Origin of the sequence: Phocicoccus pinnipedialis, from assembly GCF_903994035.1 — a bacterium.
Taxonomy (GTDB): domain Bacteria; phylum Bacillota; class Bacilli; order Staphylococcales; family Salinicoccaceae; genus Phocicoccus; species Phocicoccus pinnipedialis.
In genome coordinates, this window is the sequence record NZ_CAJEWB010000005.1 from 36,817 (window position 1) to 55,962 (window position 19,146).

Genomic DNA, 19,146 nt, shown 5'->3' on the forward strand with positions numbered 1-19,146 from the left:
ATATGGCTCTTAAAACATTAAGTTTTGGCATTGACGTTCTAAACTATTTCGCTCGACCTCATGCTTCGTGGGGTTTGAGAGAACTAGCCAAAGAGATGGATGTAAATCACTCGGTGTTACACAGAGCTCTTAAAGAACTTGTAAATAAAAACTTTCTAGTTCAACATATGACAACTAAAAAATATACATTAGGTCCAGGAATCGAGCCTTTTATTAACAGTTATAAGGCACAAAATAATCTCCAAAAGCTAGTTAGATCACGGATGACTTCGTTGTCGGATGTTACAGGCGAATCTATCTTTTTACTAAAAATAATCAATGACAAGGCAGTAACTGTAGAGGTTATTGAAAGTCCAAGCCCTTTAAAGTTTATAGTATCTAAAGGAACGGAAGTCTCTCTGCAGTCCGGGGCATTTACATGGAGTATTCTCGCGTTCTTACCTGAGCAAAAAACTGCAGAGATTCTTGATCAAAAAGTTATAAAACGTACGGAAACTACACATACTCATAAAGATGATATTTTAAAAGAAATTTCAAAAATTCAACAGCAAGGATGGGCATATTCTGTAGGAGAATATGCAGAAAATATATTCGGCATAAGTGTTCCAATATTTTATTCAGACGACACACTTTTTGGCTCTCTAACCATTTCAGGTCCATCGTTTAGAATGAATGAAGAAAAATTTGATCGGATATTTCCTTATTTGTTGAATACAAAAGAGGCTTTGGAGAATTTATTTTCTATTTATGAGCAAACAGTGGATGAGACCTATTACTAAAACGAACTGGAGTGTTTAAAATGAACAACACCAAAAAGAAAAGTGTGTTTTTAGATCCAATATTTATGTTAATTGTCTTATTACTCAGTGTTCTTGGGGCAATTATCGGTATGCAGTTAATCACAACTTTAGGTATTACTGCAAACACCTCTATAATTGGTGCATTATTCGCTATGCTAATTGCAAGAGTTCCTATCACATACTTACAAAAATTTAGAGATATTAATAACCAAAATTTATTACAAACTGCAATTTCTGCAGCTACATTTGGTGCAGGTAACACCCTGTTCATTCCTATTGGTATACCGTTTGTACTCGGTATGCCTGAGTTGGTTACACCTATGTTAATTGGTGCTGCAATTGGTCTATTTATTGATGGTACCTTAATGTACCTTTTATTTGGTTCAAAAGCATTTCCTGCAAGTGGTGCTTGGCCACCGGGTATCGCAACAGCTGAAGCAATTAAAGCAGGTGACCAAGGTGGTAAAAAAGCAGGTTTACTCGGCCTAGGGGTTTTAGGCGGTATTGCGGGTTCTGTAGCTGGAATTCCAATGTCTGCATTTGGTGTTGCATTTATTGGTAATATAGTTGCATTAACAATGTTTGGTATTGGTTTGTTACTGAGTAGTTATTCAGAAGCACTATTCTCTACAGATATTTCAGCACAATACGTTCCACACGGTATTATGGTTGGTGCTGGTCTAGTGGCATTTTTCCAATTCATCTATATTTTAACTAAAAAAGATAACAAACAAACAATTCTTAGTAATGAAGCAGATGAAGAATATCAACGCGCTACTTCTCGTAAAAATAAAACTGTAGGACTATCTCTAGTATTCGGATATATTGCTTATATTATAGGTGCTATTCTCCTTGCAGCCCTGGGTGGCATATTAACAGATATGTCTATTTGGATGATCATATTATTTGTAACTTTCGCTGCATTCGCTGCTTTAATTACTGAAGTTATTGTAGGTGTAGCTGCAATGCATTCTGGTTGGTTCCCCGCATTTGCGGTTTCATTAATCACATTAGTAATTGGTATTATCATTGGATTCCCAGTACCTGCACTAGCATTACTTGTTGGTTATACAGCGGCTACTGGGCCCGCATTCGCAGATCTTGGATATGACTTTAAAACGGGCTATATTCTTAGAAGAAAAGAACCTCTTGAAGGTGAATTACTTGGTAGACAAATCCAGTTTATGATTTCACTTATTGGTTTCGGTATTGCCATTCTCATGGTTGCTCTGTTCCACAATGGATATTTTGCACAAGACTTAGTACCTCCAGTTGATTATGTATTTGCTGCAACAATTGAGGCAGGTGCTGATAAAGACGTGGCAATAGCGATTGCTTTATGGGCAATTCCTGGTGCGATCTTACAGCTAATTGGCGGACCAAAAAGACAAATGGGGATTCTTTTTGCAACAGGTTTATTACTTGTGAATCCCATGGCTGGTTGGGCAGTACTTGCGGGTATTATCATTAGATTTACTGTTATTAAAATCAGGGGGGAAGAAGCGCAAAATACAATGTACACAGTGGCAGCTGGATTCATTGCTGGAGATGCGCTTTACAGCTTCTTTAACTCAATGTTTAAAGCAAAATAATTAAGTAGACTGTAAGAATCTTCTAAGCTCAATTGATATGAATCTATTAAGAAGTTTAAAGCCTCTCTCTTATGCGAATGATGGTGTCATCGAGGTTTTAAAAGTACAACGTATCATTTTATTCTTGGTACCAATGGCAACAGGAGTATATTTAAGAAGACACGACTAATCGTTTATTTGAAACGTTCATAATTTCATACAAAAAATAAAAGCCTGAAATCAGGCTTTTATTTTTACACGATTAAAGTTTGGTGCCAGATGAACATAATTATATAATTTGAATATGTCTATCATTTCATTCAACAACTGTTTATCTTCCAATTTTATAAGCGAAATATTCATATGATTGATGTGCTCTAATATTAAAATTCCGTCTATTTCAAACAATGTATTCGTTTAGTTATTGTATCATCGTGAATTAAAAGTTATAAAGCGTTGAATACTCATCTACTTATAACTTACAGTCTTTGCACTGATTATCGGAGATTTCATGAGTTCTGTTGTAATTAGTTAGGTCTTTATAAGACCAATGTATTCATCGAGTTCCGAATAGATAATTTTATAGAATCGCCATTTACTTTTTCCATATATTTAATGCTACTTTTGCTAGTTCCGACTGTCTATCTTCAATAGATTTTATATCCCATTTATTTAGATCAGATAGTTTACGTGTTATTTCAATTTTTGAATCTCTATATATTTCTTTCTTTTTCTCAAAACTCGAGTTTGAAGCTGATCTATTATATTCATCTCCTAATAACGTTAAATTCCCAAACCGTGTAAGATATTCTGCATGTTCTTCTTTGGCGATTCCCCATCCTCCGATTTTTTCAGGCATAATATGCTCTATATGTACTTTATTATTATCAGTAATCACTTGTATTTCTTTTTCATTATGGTTTGCAATTTTACGATACATATAACGTATAGCTGGTTTCTGTTTGATACTGAACGTTTTAAAACTATTCTCAAATTCATCATCGGAGATCATATTTTCACGTATTTCTTTAATAATCTCTTGAACAGAAGATAATTCTTTATCGTAAATGCTTTTTGCAATTTTACTAAATGTGATCTCATATGAGTTTGCTGTTTTTCCTGCAACAACAAAGTTTCTAACAATAAGTATTTCAATTGCACTTAATACTCTAAGTACATCGTCTTCTCTAGTATTTTTCAACTCCATTGCTATCATTATAGGGAAGAAAGTTTTAGCATTTAAATCATGTATTTCTCCTAATTTCTCATTGATTTTTGAATTTTTAAAATAGGTAGATTCAGTAGGTTTATCCAAAGCTGAGTATAGACTCGCATACTTTGATAATTCAGTTACCAATTTATATGCCTCTTCTTTAGAATTTACTTTAGACCTAATCATTTTATATAACTGAACTGTTCTAACAAATTTGTATTTTGAATTCCAATAACTTCTTATAAACTTCGTTGCATCAGAGCTTCCTAAATGATCAATCATTCGATTCCACTCGTTCTTATTTTCATTTATTTGATTACCAGACATACGGAATATATGATTCTTTAATAGATCCGATGTTTCTAATGACTTACCTCTGGCATTGAGAGTCTCAAATATTATAAATGCTTCATTAAGATTATTGGTTTCAACATACATTATTTGCATAGAATTGGTATAACATTTATATAATTTTTCTAGTTGTGTATATTTTTCTAAATTACTTTTTAAATTAGATATCTGTTCTTCTAATTTTTGCAAGAAATATTTACTAGCATCATAAATTCTTTTTTCTGATCTACTCAGTTTTGATTTTGAAACATTAATTTTATTATTGACCTGACTTTGTATATATTCTTCAAAAAATTTTTTGTCAGCCTCACCAAGGAATAGTTTTGTTTTGTCTTCTCTTGAGGTTTTCTTGCCAATATATTCATAATTTATTTCTTCAATAATATCATCGATATTGTAATTTAAATCTTCTTCATTGAGTTCATCATATAATTGAGAAAATTTTATTCTAAATGCATCTAACAAAATAATACTTGTGCTGGTTCTTTGTTGTCCATCGATTATAAATTTTTCACCTTTACTAGAATCATGATGCACAACAATTTGACCTAAAAAGTGCTTTTCCAAAATATCATCTTCATATAGATGTATGAAGTCGAGCCATAAATCTTCTAACTGCTCTTTCTCCCAAGAATATCCTCTTTGATACTCGGGTATAAAATATGGTGCAGAAGCTAAAAACTCTTTTATACTTTTAAAATTTGAGTCAATTATAGCCATTTATATCACTCCTTAAATCTATTTGATCATTAAAGTAGTAGTTTTACAAGATCTTAGATTAAAAAAGACCAGTAGGTGTTTCTTAGTCTATATACTCTTGGTTGTCGAATTAAGCAGTATATTTTCTGTTATTTTATATGCATCTTCTCTTGTGTATAAATCAATAAGTGTTCCGCCTCCAAGTGTATTAAAATGTTTGGTAACGGGAACTAAATGCCTTTGTCTATTTATTTTCTCAATTTCATTGTTGTAATCTTTAAGAGCTGTCAATATTCCAAGTGATAATTGTTTATTAGCAGTATAATTACTTGAAAAATAAATTATAGCTCTTCCAGAAAAATCACTTTCAGAAAAGAATTTTGCCAAATGATATGGGTTGGAATGATCTTTATCATAGGTTAAATAACCAGTCCACCATAATCTTGATAGCCTACATACAAACAATGATCTTTTCTGACCCCATGAATACAATATAGCCGCTTTTAAACCTTTAATAGATTCTTCTATTTTTATGCCTTCTTTCAGATTATTAAAATAGGATTCTGTCCTATACTTAAAATAGTCCATATAATGATTTAAGGTTAGACTAACCCATAATCTCTCTTGCGAAGCTTGGACAGGAGTTAAATTCTCAAAAGTTTCATAAAGAATTTTGATATTCTTATAATCCGTGACATTATAAGTACCATTTTGAATTAATGGTGTATATTCAAACTCTATATTACTGTCACTAAAATTATTCTCATCATATAACTCACTTAAGACATTTTTATCTCCTGTAGCTATACCTCTAATAAAATACTCAAAGTTAGCGGTAAAATGATTTAACGCTTCTGAAGTGATTAACTTTAATCTTGTTTTCAATCAGCCCCACTCTCCTCAACTTTTTTTAATACATTAATAGCTCCTTGAATTGGATCTTTTAATAGTTTTTGAGCAATCTCCAATGGCGTTTCATCAAATAAATTCAAATCAATTCCTATACTTTCTAAGGAATGCTTAAGTGAAATGTACCATCGAGTATCTTCATATGCATGTCGATCAATTTTGATTCTATTTAATACTTCTACTAATCCGGGTACAATTACAACCGAGATGAGTATATTGTTAAATACTGTTTTAGAAAAGGTTGCATATTGCTCATATTGATTTTTAGGCAGAGCTATAACAATCTTGTCTGAAGAAGAATCCACAGTCATTAATTTATTTTCATAACTCAGTACAACATTTATTATTGATGAGAGCTTTTCAATAGACTGTTCACTTTCAAATAAGTCTATTGTATACTCAGCTGCTTCAGCTAAAATATTACCTCTTTCAAAATCGAATGTTAAACCTCCATAAAGATCATTAAAATTATCACTTTGAAAATCCGCTATCTCTGTAACAGCTATAATAAAACCGGTAACTTCTACTCTTCCTCTAAGTTCTTCTTTTTTTAATGGTATTTGCTTTTCTGTACCATTTACAATAAATGCCTTTCGATATAAAGTTTGTGGACATTCAATATGAACAATTTTTCGCGCTTTATTTTCATCTATAAGATTTTCTAATGCAGCCTCTTCGAGACTAAATGACACTCTTAAATTTGTTTCATTCATAACCTGAGTGAGTTCTACAGCAAGTTCGATATTCCCCTGTATATAATCATCATTATTATTTCTTAATACGGGATATGGATATGTATTACTTTTTAGCTTCATTGAAATTCACTCCAATTCTTGCCAATCCATCAAAACTAATAGAACACTTTAAATGAGTAACTTCTTTACTTTTTAGAAACGGGATATGGATCATATTATTTCTGATTTTAAGCTCTACTCCATTTAACTCTGCTGAATATAAGATTGCTTTGCTTTTACTTACTTCCCCTATTGTAAAAATTTCTATAATTACATCTTTAAGGTTGGTAGAGGATTTCATAATAATTTGATATTCATTCGGCTTTTTAGTTACTGCGACTTTGTGGAACACTTCCACCGGCTTACCTTTAGACTGTCGATAAATCGTAAATATATCGTTGCCTTCAGATCCGTCTACGCCAAGATTTCCAGATCCTGAACCTGGATGATTCCTCACATGAGAATTGTCGCCTGTATTACCGTTAGCACCGCCTCCTGTATCACCATCGTCTGGTGTACCAACAATTTCATCTAGGACTTGAGTAAGCACATCCCCGGAATCACTTTGAATATCCTTGGACATTTTATTTTTTGGTAATTCTATCTTTTTGATATTCGAGCGACTAAAATCTGTTTCAAAAACCTCCGTGGGTCTCAGACCACTTGGATTACCCCCAAAATTATCTGGTAAAAAATCACTCATTCCCATTGCGTCCATTTCCTCGCCAGTGTCCTCTTGAAATTGAGAGATAACAGCATTTCTGTTAAATTTGCGTAGATTTTCATACATACGTTTCGCCTTTTTAGGGTCCTCAATATACCTTTCAGGAGACCACTCCGTATGCGATGGATTTTCCATTTTCTTAAAATCCGAGTTCATTTTGTCTCCTTCTATCATTAAGATTCCCGTGAAAAATATAGATGCACTGATGTTTTTTTGTTCAAATAACCACATTCCTGTACTACGGGTCATCAAAATTCTTCTATTGCCAGTTTCTGTCTTTAGTAAGTACAATTGAGCATCCTGCTCCTGATAACCAAATTCCTCACCATATGGTTCTCCCATCTCTTTACTATAATTGACAACATCTAACTTTATTGTTTGTTCGTTAGTTAATACATCATAGTATCCCTTTGTATCCTTTTCTCCATACTTTTCTATAAACTTATGTAAATTATTTTGGTTAATCTCTTTTCCATCTACAATTACCATTAATTTACCTTTCCATATTGTAATAAAAAAGTTGTTTATAACTGATTTTATGACTTCAGTAATCCAAGTATCATCCTTGTTGAATCCTGCAACAAAAACATCAGTTCCATGTTCATCACCCCTATGTTCATCGTAAAAAGGAGTGTGACCTCTTATAGGATCGGAATTTATTGAACTACTATAATAACCTACACCAGTTGTAGTTTCACCATTAACAGTGTCGAATGACATAAACTTTGAAACACCTATATAAAATTTTCCATTTGGTATACATGTTGCATAAAATACAGTTCTAATGTCCGAATTAGCGAATGGGGCAAATTTGCCTATGCCAAAACTCCCTCCCGAAGTATCACTCTTATTCGATGAGCCGACTTCCTTTACTAAAGTACTCCATGGACTACCTAACTTATCCGTATCCGCACCTAGTAGTCCCTTTGTATTGTAATCACTGATTTTCAAAAAATTGATTCTTGGAGCATTTAATACTTTTTTCGCTTTTTCTATGTACTCTAATGCTTGTGAATTATCACGCCAAGTCTGTTCGGCATATTCATGATTCTCCCTAAATTTTTCTATTCCAGGAAAGTCCTTACTTTCAATTGAGAATCTGTCAAACGTTACAGTGACAGGTTTGTTAAAATCTTCTCGTGCATCTAATGAATTCTGACAGATTTCGCGTGCTAATGAGTTTAAAGGGTGGTCTTTAAATGTTTCTATACCGGGATCATTTATAGACTCTCTTTGTATCCCCCTAGCTGATGGAAAATTCCACAAATTTTTCGTGCTATACATGTTATCACTCCATAGTTATTATTCTCTTTTCAATATAGGCTAATATAATTTTTTTCACAATATACTCTATGATTTTAAAGTTATAATTACCTTAACATTTCAAAGCAGGTGATCTCATATGAAACCATTAATCGGTGTTACTGCAAATCTAGTAGATGAGAACAGACTCTCTCTCCATCAAAGTAATTACAATCGTATTATTGAAGCTGGTGGTGTTCCAGTAATGCTACCAATCAATGATGATGAAACAACTATTCAAGCGCTTATCGAACGTCTCGATGGTATAGTTTTCACAGGTGGAGCGGATGTGAATCCCATTTATTACAATGAAGACCCGCTTCAACAACTCCAGGAAATTTCTCCTGGTAGAGATGCATTTGAATTTGCACTGGCTGAAGCGGCTTTAAAGTCACGCACACCTATCTTAGCGATTTGTCGTGGTGCACAAGTCATTAATGTGGCTTGTGGGGGGACTTTATACCAAGATATCCCAACTCAAGTCGGTGCCTCTGCAATGCAACATGTACAACTGGCTGTAAACGAACATGCATCACACTCTGTAACGATTGACCCGCAGTCACAGTTTGCCGGTATCTATAGCGATGCAAAAATCATGGTTAATTCTTTCCATCATCAGTCTATTAAGACACCTGGTTCGGGCCTTAAAGCAGTTGCTCATTCGAATGATAGTATCATCGAGGCTATCGAAAGTACTACCGATCATTACCTATTGGGCGTACAATGGCATCCTGAATATATTGTTGATGAAGATACAAATCTTTTATATCGTACATTCGTTAATGCTTGTACAAAGTAAAAAGCCTTTGATATCAAAGGCTTTTTTTCACATTCTTTTCATAATGATCTTCAAAATTACTTGCAAGATGCATACATTTATATGTATTAAATGTTTCTATCGCCTCTTTCATCAACTTTCTCCCAGCTTCATCTTCTCTACATTTATACATATGATAGCCTTCTAAATAATGAAGTTTAATGCGTTCTAAAACTAATGTTTCGTCTTTTTCTATACTCTTCCATGTTTCTTTTATGAGTTCTTTAGCAAATTCTAACTCTTTCTTTTCAATCATCGTTAAAGCGACATTATATAGAAGTTGAATTCTGAGTTGTGTATTCTTCCTAACTTCTACAGTCAGTACTGGTGATTTTACCAATTCTAGCGTAACCATCTTTAACATATCTGTTGTAAGTGTCATCATGGAGTTACCAAACAGCACTACTTCGTAATAGCGCCATTTATCTACTTCAAATAAGTATTCTGCGAGAGCGTTTCTCATGTCATCTCTTACATAATCTTTGTCATATCTTCTAATAATGTAAAAAATATGATTAAGCTCGGTTTATAAATAAACAGCAAACAGCTTTTTCTTTCAGAATCACGATTTTTTTATTTGATTGAATCGGTTTAAGTGTCTTAATTTAAGGATAAAATATATAATGAATGAAATAATTAAAAGCAATTGAGTCAAGGCCTTGAGTCTTCTATTGACGTAGGGGCTTTAAGAGACAGCTGTCTTTTATATTTAAAGGAGCATATTATGAAAGTAGCAATTATTGGTGCTGGCATGGCCGGCATTGGAACAATGCGATACTACATCGATCATGTGGAAGTGCCTTTTGAACTGTATATCTATGACACTAAACGCGATGCTGGTGTCGGGTATCCATTTGGTCCGGATGACAAAGCGTTATTACTCAATCAACGATTAAGAAAAATGACTCTAGCACCTTGGGATGATAAGGAAGAATACATTAAATATTTAGAACGTAAGCGTCCTGAAAGTTTAGAAAAAGAATTTATTAGTCGTGCGGAGTTTGGTGAGTATACTAACGATGTCTTTAATCAATATATCGAGGATCCTAGGGTTACATTTATACCTGAAATCGTTTCTGATATTACTGTTGATGGCGATAGTTTTACCTTACATATTGAGGATAGACAAGAAGTGTTCGACGTCGTACATCTGTGTATTGGTCAATTGCCACAAACAGACTTTTATGATTTAAAAGGTACGGATGCATTTATTTCTACGCCCTTTCCAATCAATGCCTATAAAGATCAGTTACTTCGTTCAGACTCCGTCGGTATTATCGGATCGAGTCTAACTGCAATTGATATCATGATGTTTTTATACACTAATCAGTATAACGGAAAGATTCTCGCTGCTTCTAGAAGCGGTGTGTTGCCGTTTATACGAGGTTCGGAAGCTGATATCACTATAACAAAAGATTCGTGGATGCAAGAGCAAGAAACGCCTTCTATCTCTCATTTTATGGAAGCTATAGAAGATGAACTAAATGCGCTTGGTATCGACTTTAATTTAGTTTATGAGTTAAACGATATGAGTGTCGAAGAGTCTCTTAAATGGCAACTACAGAATATAGAGACGATGGGTAAAATTGAAACTGTCGTTACAACTCTGACAGTGACACTGAGAAAGTTATGGAATCAGTACCCCCAGCATGACCGTGAATATTTTATGAAGGAACTAAAATCCCTCATTATGCAATTAGAGGGGCCTTTCCCTATGGAAACCGCAGAAAAGTTAGTTGAAATGATTGAAAAGAATCAGCTTTTATTTGTTTCGCACTTGAGTGATATTGAATATAGAGACACGTTTATTCTACGCGACGATAAAAGTACTTACAATACGGAACTACTCGTGAATGCCACTGGTCCAAATATGAACGGTGAACATTTAGCCGATACTAATAATGCTTCTGGTCTTGTAAAGCAATTGATTGACCGCCGTATATTCACTCGTGATGAACTGGGTGGCATCTTAGTTACATATCCCGAGTTTTCAGTAATCTCACAAGCTCACGGTGTACTGTCTCGCATGAAATTATATGGCAATTTAATATCTTCTACGCATGTGATTAATTCAGGAGTAAATCTTATTTTGTCCCAAATTCCGCAAACCATTGATACGATGCTTGAAAGTATTAAAAATAAAAAATGATTTGTTAAATAAACAATCTGCGTTTTCTTTGATTTCATCTGTAATACGTTCTAAAGTAGTAATGAGGTGTAAATCATGGATCCAAAAGGCTATATTGTAAACTACTTTATTACTAATAATACGTCAGGGACAATGCAGTACATGCTAATAAAAGAAAAGGACATAGATTCTGATACAGTCGAGTTTTATTTAGGCACCGTGCGTATCAATGATAATACGACGGAAGCTTTACTTCAGGGTTTCTTAGCTGCACAACCAATTATGGTACAAAGTGAAGAATACCGTATTGATAAAAACCCAATTAACCGTGGTATTTCATCTTACGACTTTGCACGACGTTTTGCGATGTTGTCAAACTATGAGTTGCTAGAATTTGGCATACCGAACGTTCTGGAGACGGTACGAAATGACAGGTTCCAAGATACGATTGTAAGTCCTGAGGAAAGACGTGCGCAAGAAGAGGCGCGCCGCAGCGAGAGTGTGCTTAAGCAAGAAATCGACCGCGAAGTGCTCACAACTGGAACGGATGAAATGCTTGAAATCGTTAAGAATACGTTTATGATTTTTAAAACGGATGTAGGCGTTATGAATAAAGTTGGTGCGTTAGTAGATGAAAACAACGCGCTACTAAGTGAAGAATTGACGCCACAAATCGTTAGAGAAATTGACGACAATATCAGAGAAATGCTCAATGATCCTTACGTCATCAAGAACTATACGCTCGAACTCACGCGCGTAAGTCGGTTCTTAGAAGAAATTATAAAAAATTAAGTTTGTTTTAACATACAAGATAGAAAAACTGCCGGAGCTTAAATCGCTCCGGCAGTTTTTTTATTCAATCTCTTTTAGCGCATACTTTCTGATAATCGCTTCATGCTGTGGGAATTTCTTCATTAACTCATCTTGCGTGAATAGTTTAAAGTCATCGAATTCAAACCCAGGTGCGACCATGCAACTAACGAGAGCATACTCTCCCTCATTCTCCACAGATGAGCCGAAAATTGTACCTTTAGGTACAACTGCTTGAAGAACTTCTCCATTTTCGACATCCGTTCCAAGTTTAATTGCTTCATATTCTCCACTTTCATAAATCATATGAACTGTGAGGGTATGACCTGCATGATAATACCAAACTTCATCGGCAGTTAATTGATGAAGATGTGACGGATTGCCATGCTCTAAGAGAAAGTAAATACTCGTGTAAAGTGCACGTTCACCGTGACGAGATTCTGACTTTAAAATCTGCCTAAAATAACCACCCTCAACATGACGCTCTAGGTTTAAATGCTTCACCCAATACTGACTATTTTTCATAGCGAGCCTCCTACTTATCACCCATTTAATTAACAGTGCTATAAATATAATTTGAATACCCATGTTCAGATTTTAAAGTCACACTTCATTTAAACATGGACGCATTCACTTTTATTTTGTAGGAATGAGATATGTTTTTTGGTTATCTGTCATTCCCTCGAAATGTAAATATACATTCCCATCTGGATCATAAACCGTCAGTAAATCCTGTATATATACAAAATCTAACTCTATTTCCTCACCAGGTGCAAGTTCTTGTGAAAGCTCATCTTCTGATAGCTCAAAAATAAAGTCTTCACCACTACCATCTGTATCAATACCTAATCTAGGCATGACATATTCACCTGCAAGCATCGGTTCCTCACTTGTATTCTTTATAACTGTATCTGCAACCAGAAATTTAATATTTTCGTCAGCATTACTAACATACTCAGTGATATCTTCACCATCATATTCATTAATAAAATCAACAGACTTCACGGTAATCTGGTATGGAACTTCCCATTCAAAACTTTCTACATCGACTGTTTCACCGATTTCTACAATTTTTTCTCCAGATTCTTCCGCTGTTTCTGTTTTGTCAGACTCTTCAGTCGTCACTTCTGACTGGTCTTCTTCGTTTTTACTTTCATCATTTTTTTCGTCATTGCACGCGCTTAAAAATAATGCACCACTCATTAATAAAATTAACCATTTTTTTGTCATCTCAATACTCCTCACTCGTAATGATAATATTTTGTTACTTCAAAGGATTTATTATTCCTATTCACTTCACCTGGGAATAATTATGATTATAATAGTACCTTAGATTCTATTGTTGTAACCCCTTTCATAATCGTATTCCCCATTCTCGTAAAATATACACTTGTTTTCGGAAATGCCTGAAAGAAATCTAATTCTTTTGTTTATGTTAAACACTTTTCCATCGTTTGAACATAAAATAGGTATGATCGTTTTACCCCTTATGTCTATTGTAATATTTCTCGTTGATAATTTAGATAATATTCTATAATTAAACATTGAAATTTGTTATTTTTATAAATAAAAAACTCCTACCGATAAAGATAGGAGTTTAGTTAATTTTACAATCCACGCTTTGCTACGATTTCAATTTCAACATCTGCACCGAGTGGTAATTCTTTAACCGCTACACATGTACGTGCGGGATATGGTGATGTGAATTTCTCAGCGTATACTGCGTTGATTTCTTCAAAGATATCCATTGAAGTAATAAACATATTTACTTTAACAATTTCTGTTTCTTTAATGCCTACCTCGGCCATTGCGTCAAATAAGTTTTCGATCGCAATATCCATTTGCTTTGCAGGATCTGGTTTTTCTATAACATCATTTCTGTTCATTGCTGTTTGGCCAGAGAAATATACGTAGTCTCCTGCATCTACTACGTGAGAGTACGGACCTGATGCGCCTACTGTTGGTGCGTTGTATGTTTTCCTAGTCATTAATTATTCCTCCAAAAAGTTTCTCTCACTTATTATAGCCAATTTTTCACAAAGTTAGTAGTGACCCCCTACTTACTGTTAATTTTTCTAGCACTTTTAACATTCCATTTTTATAGTTCTTTCTAATATATAATTGATTTTTGGTCAGTCGTTTTGTGTGTTGATCTTTTAAAAAAAGTTACAAAATTGTAAGAATATTTTTATGACTCAGAACTTGGATTTATGTTAAACTAGAAAAGTCATTTTTAAGGAGGGTAACAACAGTGTCCCAAAATAATAACTTATCGTCCGTCCCACAAAAGGGGTTCTTTGGACACCCACGTGGGCTTTCCACTTTATTCTTTACTGAATTCTGGGAGCGTTTCAGCTACTACGGTATGAAAGCAATTCTTGCTTACTATATTTATTATTCAGTCGCTAAAGGTGGATTCGGCCTCGATCAAAGTACAGCTTTACAAATTGTTTCTATTTATGGAGCATTAATTTACATGAGCGGAATCATCGGTGGATGGATTGCCGACAGAGTACTAGGTATTCGCGCGTCAATCTTCTATGGTGGAATTCTCATCATGATTGGTCATATACTACTTGCTTTACCGAATAACTTTACATTATTGATGCTTGCATTATTATTCTTAATTATCGGTACAGGTATGTTAAAGCCAAACATTTCAACAAATGTAGGTTTATTATATGAAAAAGGTGATAACCGTGTAGATGCTGGTTTTACAATCTTCTACATGTCTATCAACTTAGGTGGTTTAATTTCACCATTACTTATCGGTTGGTTACAAGTGAATTATGGGTTCCATGTTGGGTTCTCTCTTGCAGCATTTGGTATGTTCGCAGGGCTTGTGACTTATCTATTAACAAGTCGCAAAAACCTTGGCGATCTTGGGATGAAGCCAACAAACCCATTAGTTGGTACACAGAAGAAACGTTTTGCCATTCTTCTTGTCACAGCACTTGTCATCATTGCGATTTTTACTCTAATTGCATATGTAACAAACACACTTACAATTAGTAACTTTGCAAACCTCATCACAATACTTGGCGTTATTCTGCCAATCGTTCTTGTGATTACAATGGTTTCATCTAAAAGCGTTACAAAAACAGAGCGTACGCACGTTTTTGCTTATATTCCATTATTCATTGTTGCAGTTGCATTCTGGATGATTCAAGAACAAGGGGCAACAATTTTAGCTGCATTCGCAGATACTAAAACTGAACTCAGTGTGGCGAACTTAACAAACGGTGCGATTGATTTCAACATTCCGGCAGCATGGTTCCAATCTTTAAACCCAATCTTCATTGTGCTTTTTGCACCTCTATTCTCAAGAATTTGGGTTAAACTTGGAGAGCGCAACCCGTCAACTGTAGTCAAATTTGCGATTGGTGCTATTTTAGCAGGTTCTGCGTATCTTGTAATGGTGATTCCTTTAGGAACAGATGGGTTAATCAACCCAGTATGGTTAGTACTTAGTTTCTTACTCGTAACACTTGGAGAACTTTGTATTTCCCCTATTGGTTTATCAACAACTACGAAATTATCACCGGATGCATTCCGCTCACAAATGATGTCTCTATGGTTCTTAACGAACGCTATGGCCCAAGGGCTGAACGCGCAAATGGTTAAACTATATGCCATCATCAGTACTCAACAATATTTCTTATACTCCGGACTTGTAGCGATTGTTCTAGCGATCATTCTGCTCTTCATTAGTCCTAAAATTAAGCGTATGATGAGTGACGTAGAATAAATAAAAAATCGACCTCTTAAATGGAGGTCGATTTTTTTGTATGATACAAAAATTAATTTATATCGCACTCTCTATAAGTTTTTTAGTGTACGAATTCTGTGGGTCGTTTAAAACATCCTCCGTTTTACCTATCTCTACGATTCTGCCGTCTTTCATGACGATAATTCTATCTGTAAGTGACTGTACAGTCGATATATCGTGTGTGATGAAGAGGTATGAAGTACGTATATTTTGTCTCAGTTTTTTCAAAATCTCAATCACTTCTCTTTGCACTAATATATCTAGTGCGGACACTGCTTCATCAAAAATGACGACTTTCGGATCTGTAATCATCGCTCTTACAATAGATACACGCTGTGCCTGACCTCCACTGAGCTGGTGCGGGTATTTATCTAATACACTTTCATTTAGTTGAACACGTTCTAATGCGCGCAATATCTGACTATCGATTTCTTTCTTCAAAGTGCGTCTTCTACCCTTCGCATAGAATGGCTCTCTGAGTGATGTCCGCACTTTCAAGTATGGATGGAGACTTTCTTTCGGACTCTGAAATACAAATTGTACATTTTGTCTAAAATTCATATAATCCGTCTTTTTCATGTCACTAATTTTCTCTCCGTCAAAATATACTGTTCCAGACGTTGGTGGAATGAGTCCACCGAGTATATTTGCGAGCGTTGATTTTCCTGAACCGGATTCTCCAACAATCCCAATAGATTCAGCTGCACCGAGTGCTAAACTCACACCTTTTACTGCCACCGTATCTTTAAAGTGCTTTGATACGTCTTCACAAGATAGTATTGTCATCTCACTTCCTCCCCATGTGTCACTTGAACGAGTGCTCTTGTATGTGGATGGTACGGTTCTGAAAACAACATTTTTGTATCGTTTGTTTCCACCATTTCGCCTTGATAAAAGACATACGCCCGATCTGTATATTTTTCAATCAGTTTCATATTATGTGTAATTAAAATTAGTGAAACGCCTTCTTCTTGATTTATATTTTTGAAGAATTCCATTACTTCGTGTTCCGTAATGCTGTCCAACGCCGTTGTGGGCTCATCTAAAATAATAATACGTGGCTTCGTCATTAATGAAAGTGCGATATTCACACGCTGACGCATGCCTCCTGACAGTTCGAATACATATCCATTCAAAATTTTCTTAGGGTTATTAAGCCCAACAAGTTCTAAAAGTTCCGTTGCTCGCTTAAGTCCTTGTTTTTTTGTTCCACATTGATGCGTGACATACCCTTCTAACATCTGATGCTTAATTTTAACCAAAGGGTGTAAAAACTCTGTCGTATTTTGTGGGATGTATCCTACATCCAGACCAATAAGCTTACGGTACTCACGTGGAGAGAGCATATCTAAGTTTCTGTCTTCTACGATTTTCTTAATCGAACGAGAGACTAACGCGCTTGGTAATAAGTTAAGCATCGCTTGGGTCGATATGGTCTTTCCTGAGCCAGACTCACCAAATATCCCAACAATTTCCCCTTTTTTCAAATGAAAATCAAACGGCTGAACGAGCGCTCTTCCTTCGTGTGTATGGACTTCTAATTGTGTTATATTAATCATTCGTATCACCTAGTTTCATGAGTCGGTCGTTTAATGTGTCTCCCATCAAGTTAAGTCCTAATACGGTAATTACTAGAAGAATACCAGACGGTAAAATTAAGTACGGATAACTGAGCATAAAACTTTGTGCTTCCTTCAACATAAGTCCGAAACTCGCATTCGGTGGAACGACACCAAGCCCAAGGTAGGATAATGCGGATTCTATTAATATTGCAGAACCAATACTTGCGCTGAATTGAGTCACGAGTCTCGGCAAGATAACGGGCAGATAATGTCGCCACACAATTCTCGTTGTAGAAAGTCCGATGCTTTTAGCCGCAACAATATAGAGTGCATGTTGTTGTTCTTTGATGAGTGAATAGGTCAGTCGTGCAAATATCGGTATCATAAATATCGCAATTGCGACGAGCGTCGAGTATATTCCATCTCCAAACACGACGACAAACATCATGGCAAGTACAATGCCTGGGAAGGCGAGCATCCCATCTATAAATCTTAAAAAAATCATACTGATCCATTTTTTCGATAACGCCGAGATAATGCCAATTAAAGACCCGATAAATAAGCCTAAAGTGACTGATACAGTCCCAAGCAATAATGCATAGCGTGACGCAACCATCAGTCTGGATAATATGTCCCGTCCAAACTGATCTGTTCCAAGTAAGTGTTCTGTAGACATCCCTGAAAATCTATTTCCAAGATCCATCTGAGTAATCGGATATGGCGTATAAAATAACGATACTAATCCGAGTGTTGATGGAATGAGCAACAGTACAATACTTAATATAAGCAGATACTTTCTCATGACTCATTCCTCCTCATCTTCTTATTCAATAGAATATAAAGTATGTCTGTGATGAGTGTAATAATAATCACGCTGGTCACAATAAAGCTCACGAGCCCAAGTATTAAGAATAGATCTCGTTTTAAAACAGCACTAAACAACAGTCGACCGACTCCCGGTAAACTGAAGATACTCTCCACGACGATTACACCTGAAATTAAGCCTGAGATTTGAATCCCAATAACCGTAAGTGGTGCAATCAATGCATCTCGTAATGGATATTTAATAATTGCGCGTACTGGATGGACACCAGACACACGCGTCATGAGCATATAATCTTGTTTTAAACTATGTAACATGGAACTTCTTACAATCCTGATCAGTGTCGCAATCATTCCAAACGCAAGGACGACTGCCGGTAAAAACAAACTCATTACCCCGCCATATACACTTTCACTAAATGGTGTAAATCCAGATATTGGAAAAATTTCAATCTGCGCGGCAATGTAAACGAGAAAAATTAGCGCGATCCAAAATTGTGGCATCGCATCTCCCATTTGCATGAGTGTTCTTGCAATAATATCAAAAGTCTTATTTTGTTTTAATGCTGCAATAACGCCAATCGTGAGTGCTAAAGGCACTGCAATCACAATTGCCATAAGCATGAGTGATAATGTGACAGGCAATCGACTTAACAGCAATGTTGTCACGTTTTCGCCATATGTAAATGACACTCCAAAGTCACCTGCTAATGCATGCGTAAACCAACTCATATATTGCGTATACCATGGTGCGTCCATTCCAAGTGCAGCACGAAGTTCTGTCACACGTTCCGGAGTGGCTTCTGTTCCTAAGCTAATTTCAACCGCATCCCCTGGTATCAACATCAACATAAAAAAGGTGACGAATGATACGACAATTATAAGTACTATGCTACTCGCTATGCGTCTTATAATTTCTTTCATCACTCATCACC

The 19,146-nt window shown here is 35.3% G+C and carries 19 protein-coding genes; 7 read left to right on the plus strand and 12 right to left on the minus strand.

The window, feature by feature from the left end; genetic code table 11:
* Positions 1 to 2 precede the first annotated feature (2 nt).
* From H9D55_RS01905 to H9D55_RS08190, 3 genes are read left to right on the plus strand one after another with little or no spacing between them, the layout of a single operon-like run.
* A complete protein-coding gene (locus H9D55_RS01905) occupies positions 3 to 779 on the plus strand; it encodes an IclR family transcriptional regulator (RefSeq protein WP_186076369.1) in 777 nt (258 codons plus the stop codon).
* A gap of 20 nt (positions 780 to 799) precedes the next feature.
* The gene (locus tag H9D55_RS01910) at positions 800 to 2,392 is read left to right on the plus strand and encodes an OPT/YSL family transporter (RefSeq protein ID WP_186076371.1); all 1,593 of its coding nucleotides are present in this window, start codon (positions 800 to 802) and stop codon (positions 2,390 to 2,392) included.
* Between the two features lie 37 nt (positions 2,393 to 2,429).
* Positions 2,430 to 2,561: a hypothetical protein gene (locus H9D55_RS08190; RefSeq protein ID WP_268883996.1), complete on the plus strand. Its 132-nt coding sequence runs from the start codon at positions 2,430 to 2,432 to the stop codon at positions 2,559 to 2,561.
* Between the two features lie 405 nt (positions 2,562 to 2,966).
* On the opposite strand, the gene H9D55_RS01915 is transcribed toward H9D55_RS08190, so the two are convergent.
* From H9D55_RS01915 to H9D55_RS01930, 4 genes are all read right to left on the minus strand, one after another.
* Positions 2,967 to 4,655: a DUF262 domain-containing protein gene (locus H9D55_RS01915; protein WP_186076372.1), complete on the minus strand. Its 1,689-nt coding sequence runs from the start codon at positions 4,653 to 4,655 to the stop codon at positions 2,967 to 2,969.
* An 87-nt stretch (positions 4,656 to 4,742) separates the two neighbouring features.
* Positions 4,743 to 5,519, minus strand: a complete 777-nt coding sequence (locus H9D55_RS01920) for a DUF6339 family protein (RefSeq protein WP_186076373.1) — start codon at positions 5,517 to 5,519, stop codon at positions 4,743 to 4,745.
* Positions 5,516 to 6,358, minus strand: a complete 843-nt coding sequence (locus tag H9D55_RS01925; protein WP_186076374.1) for a hypothetical protein — start codon at positions 6,356 to 6,358, stop codon at positions 5,516 to 5,518. The genes H9D55_RS01920 and H9D55_RS01925 overlap by 4 nt, the downstream gene beginning before the upstream one ends.
* Positions 6,342 to 8,285, minus strand: coding sequence for a hypothetical protein (locus H9D55_RS01930; RefSeq protein WP_186076375.1), 1,944 nt, complete (start codon positions 8,283 to 8,285; stop codon positions 6,342 to 6,344). The genes H9D55_RS01925 and H9D55_RS01930 overlap by 17 nt, the downstream gene beginning before the upstream one ends.
* 118 nt (positions 8,286 to 8,403) lie before the next feature.
* On the opposite strand from H9D55_RS01930, the gene H9D55_RS01935 reads away from it, so the two are divergent.
* A complete protein-coding gene (locus tag H9D55_RS01935) occupies positions 8,404 to 9,102 on the plus strand; it encodes a gamma-glutamyl-gamma-aminobutyrate hydrolase family protein (protein WP_186076377.1) in 699 nt (232 codons plus the stop codon).
* Positions 9,103 to 9,115: 13 nt separating this feature from the next.
* Here H9D55_RS01935 and H9D55_RS01940 read toward each other — a convergent pair whose 3' ends face one another.
* Positions 9,116 to 9,631, minus strand: a complete 516-nt coding sequence (locus tag H9D55_RS01940; RefSeq protein ID WP_328795561.1) for an Rgg family transcriptional regulator — start codon at positions 9,629 to 9,631, stop codon at positions 9,116 to 9,118.
* 213 nt (positions 9,632 to 9,844) lie between these two features.
* Between H9D55_RS01940 and H9D55_RS01945 the strand changes: the two genes are divergently transcribed.
* The gene (locus H9D55_RS01945; RefSeq protein ID WP_186076380.1) at positions 9,845 to 11,269 is read left to right on the plus strand and encodes an FAD/NAD(P)-binding protein; all 1,425 of its coding nucleotides are present in this window, start codon (positions 9,845 to 9,847) and stop codon (positions 11,267 to 11,269) included.
* 75 nt (positions 11,270 to 11,344) lie between these two features.
* Positions 11,345 to 12,040: a hypothetical protein gene (locus tag H9D55_RS01950; protein ID WP_186076382.1), complete on the plus strand. Its 696-nt coding sequence runs from the start codon at positions 11,345 to 11,347 to the stop codon at positions 12,038 to 12,040.
* 60 nt (positions 12,041 to 12,100) lie between these two features.
* On the opposite strand, the gene H9D55_RS01955 is transcribed toward H9D55_RS01950, so the two are convergent.
* The 3 genes from H9D55_RS01955 to H9D55_RS01965 all read right to left on the minus strand — a co-directional run bounded on the left by H9D55_RS01955 (position 12,101) and on the right by H9D55_RS01965 (position 14,046).
* On the minus strand, positions 12,101 to 12,583 hold the full coding sequence (locus H9D55_RS01955) for a cupin domain-containing protein (protein ID WP_186076384.1): 483 nt from the start codon (positions 12,581 to 12,583) through the stop codon (positions 12,101 to 12,103).
* Positions 12,584 to 12,694: 111 nt separating this feature from the next.
* A complete protein-coding gene (locus tag H9D55_RS01960; protein ID WP_186076386.1) occupies positions 12,695 to 13,288 on the minus strand; it encodes a hypothetical protein in 594 nt (197 codons plus the stop codon).
* A 377-nt stretch (positions 13,289 to 13,665) separates the two neighbouring features.
* Positions 13,666 to 14,046 carry a RidA family protein gene (locus tag H9D55_RS01965; RefSeq protein WP_186076388.1) on the minus strand — a complete coding sequence of 127 codons (381 nt, stop codon included), beginning with the start codon at positions 14,044 to 14,046 and terminating at the stop codon, positions 13,666 to 13,668.
* A gap of 263 nt (positions 14,047 to 14,309) precedes the next feature.
* On the opposite strand from H9D55_RS01965, the gene H9D55_RS01970 reads away from it, so the two are divergent.
* A complete protein-coding gene (locus H9D55_RS01970) occupies positions 14,310 to 15,806 on the plus strand; it encodes a peptide MFS transporter (RefSeq protein WP_186076390.1) in 1,497 nt (498 codons plus the stop codon).
* Positions 15,807 to 15,863: 57 nt separating this feature from the next.
* On the opposite strand, the gene H9D55_RS01975 is transcribed toward H9D55_RS01970, so the two are convergent.
* Genes H9D55_RS01975 through H9D55_RS01990 form a run of 4 tightly spaced genes read right to left on the minus strand, consistent with a single transcriptional unit; the run spans position 15,864 to position 19,135 of the window.
* Positions 15,864 to 16,613: an ABC transporter ATP-binding protein gene (locus H9D55_RS01975; RefSeq protein ID WP_186076392.1), complete on the minus strand. Its 750-nt coding sequence runs from the start codon at positions 16,611 to 16,613 to the stop codon at positions 15,864 to 15,866.
* Entirely contained in the window at positions 16,610 to 17,386 is a 777-nt protein-coding gene (locus tag H9D55_RS01980; RefSeq protein WP_186076394.1) for an ATP-binding cassette domain-containing protein, read from the minus strand. Before H9D55_RS01980 ends, H9D55_RS01975 begins: the two co-directional genes overlap by 4 nt.
* Entirely contained in the window at positions 17,379 to 18,191 is an 813-nt protein-coding gene (locus H9D55_RS01985; RefSeq protein ID WP_186076396.1) for an ABC transporter permease, read from the minus strand. Before H9D55_RS01985 ends, H9D55_RS01980 begins: the two co-directional genes overlap by 8 nt.
* Positions 18,188 to 19,135, minus strand: a complete 948-nt coding sequence (locus H9D55_RS01990; protein ID WP_186076397.1) for an ABC transporter permease — start codon at positions 19,133 to 19,135, stop codon at positions 18,188 to 18,190. The genes H9D55_RS01985 and H9D55_RS01990 overlap by 4 nt, the downstream gene beginning before the upstream one ends.
* Between the last annotated feature and the right edge of the window lie 11 nt (positions 19,136 to 19,146).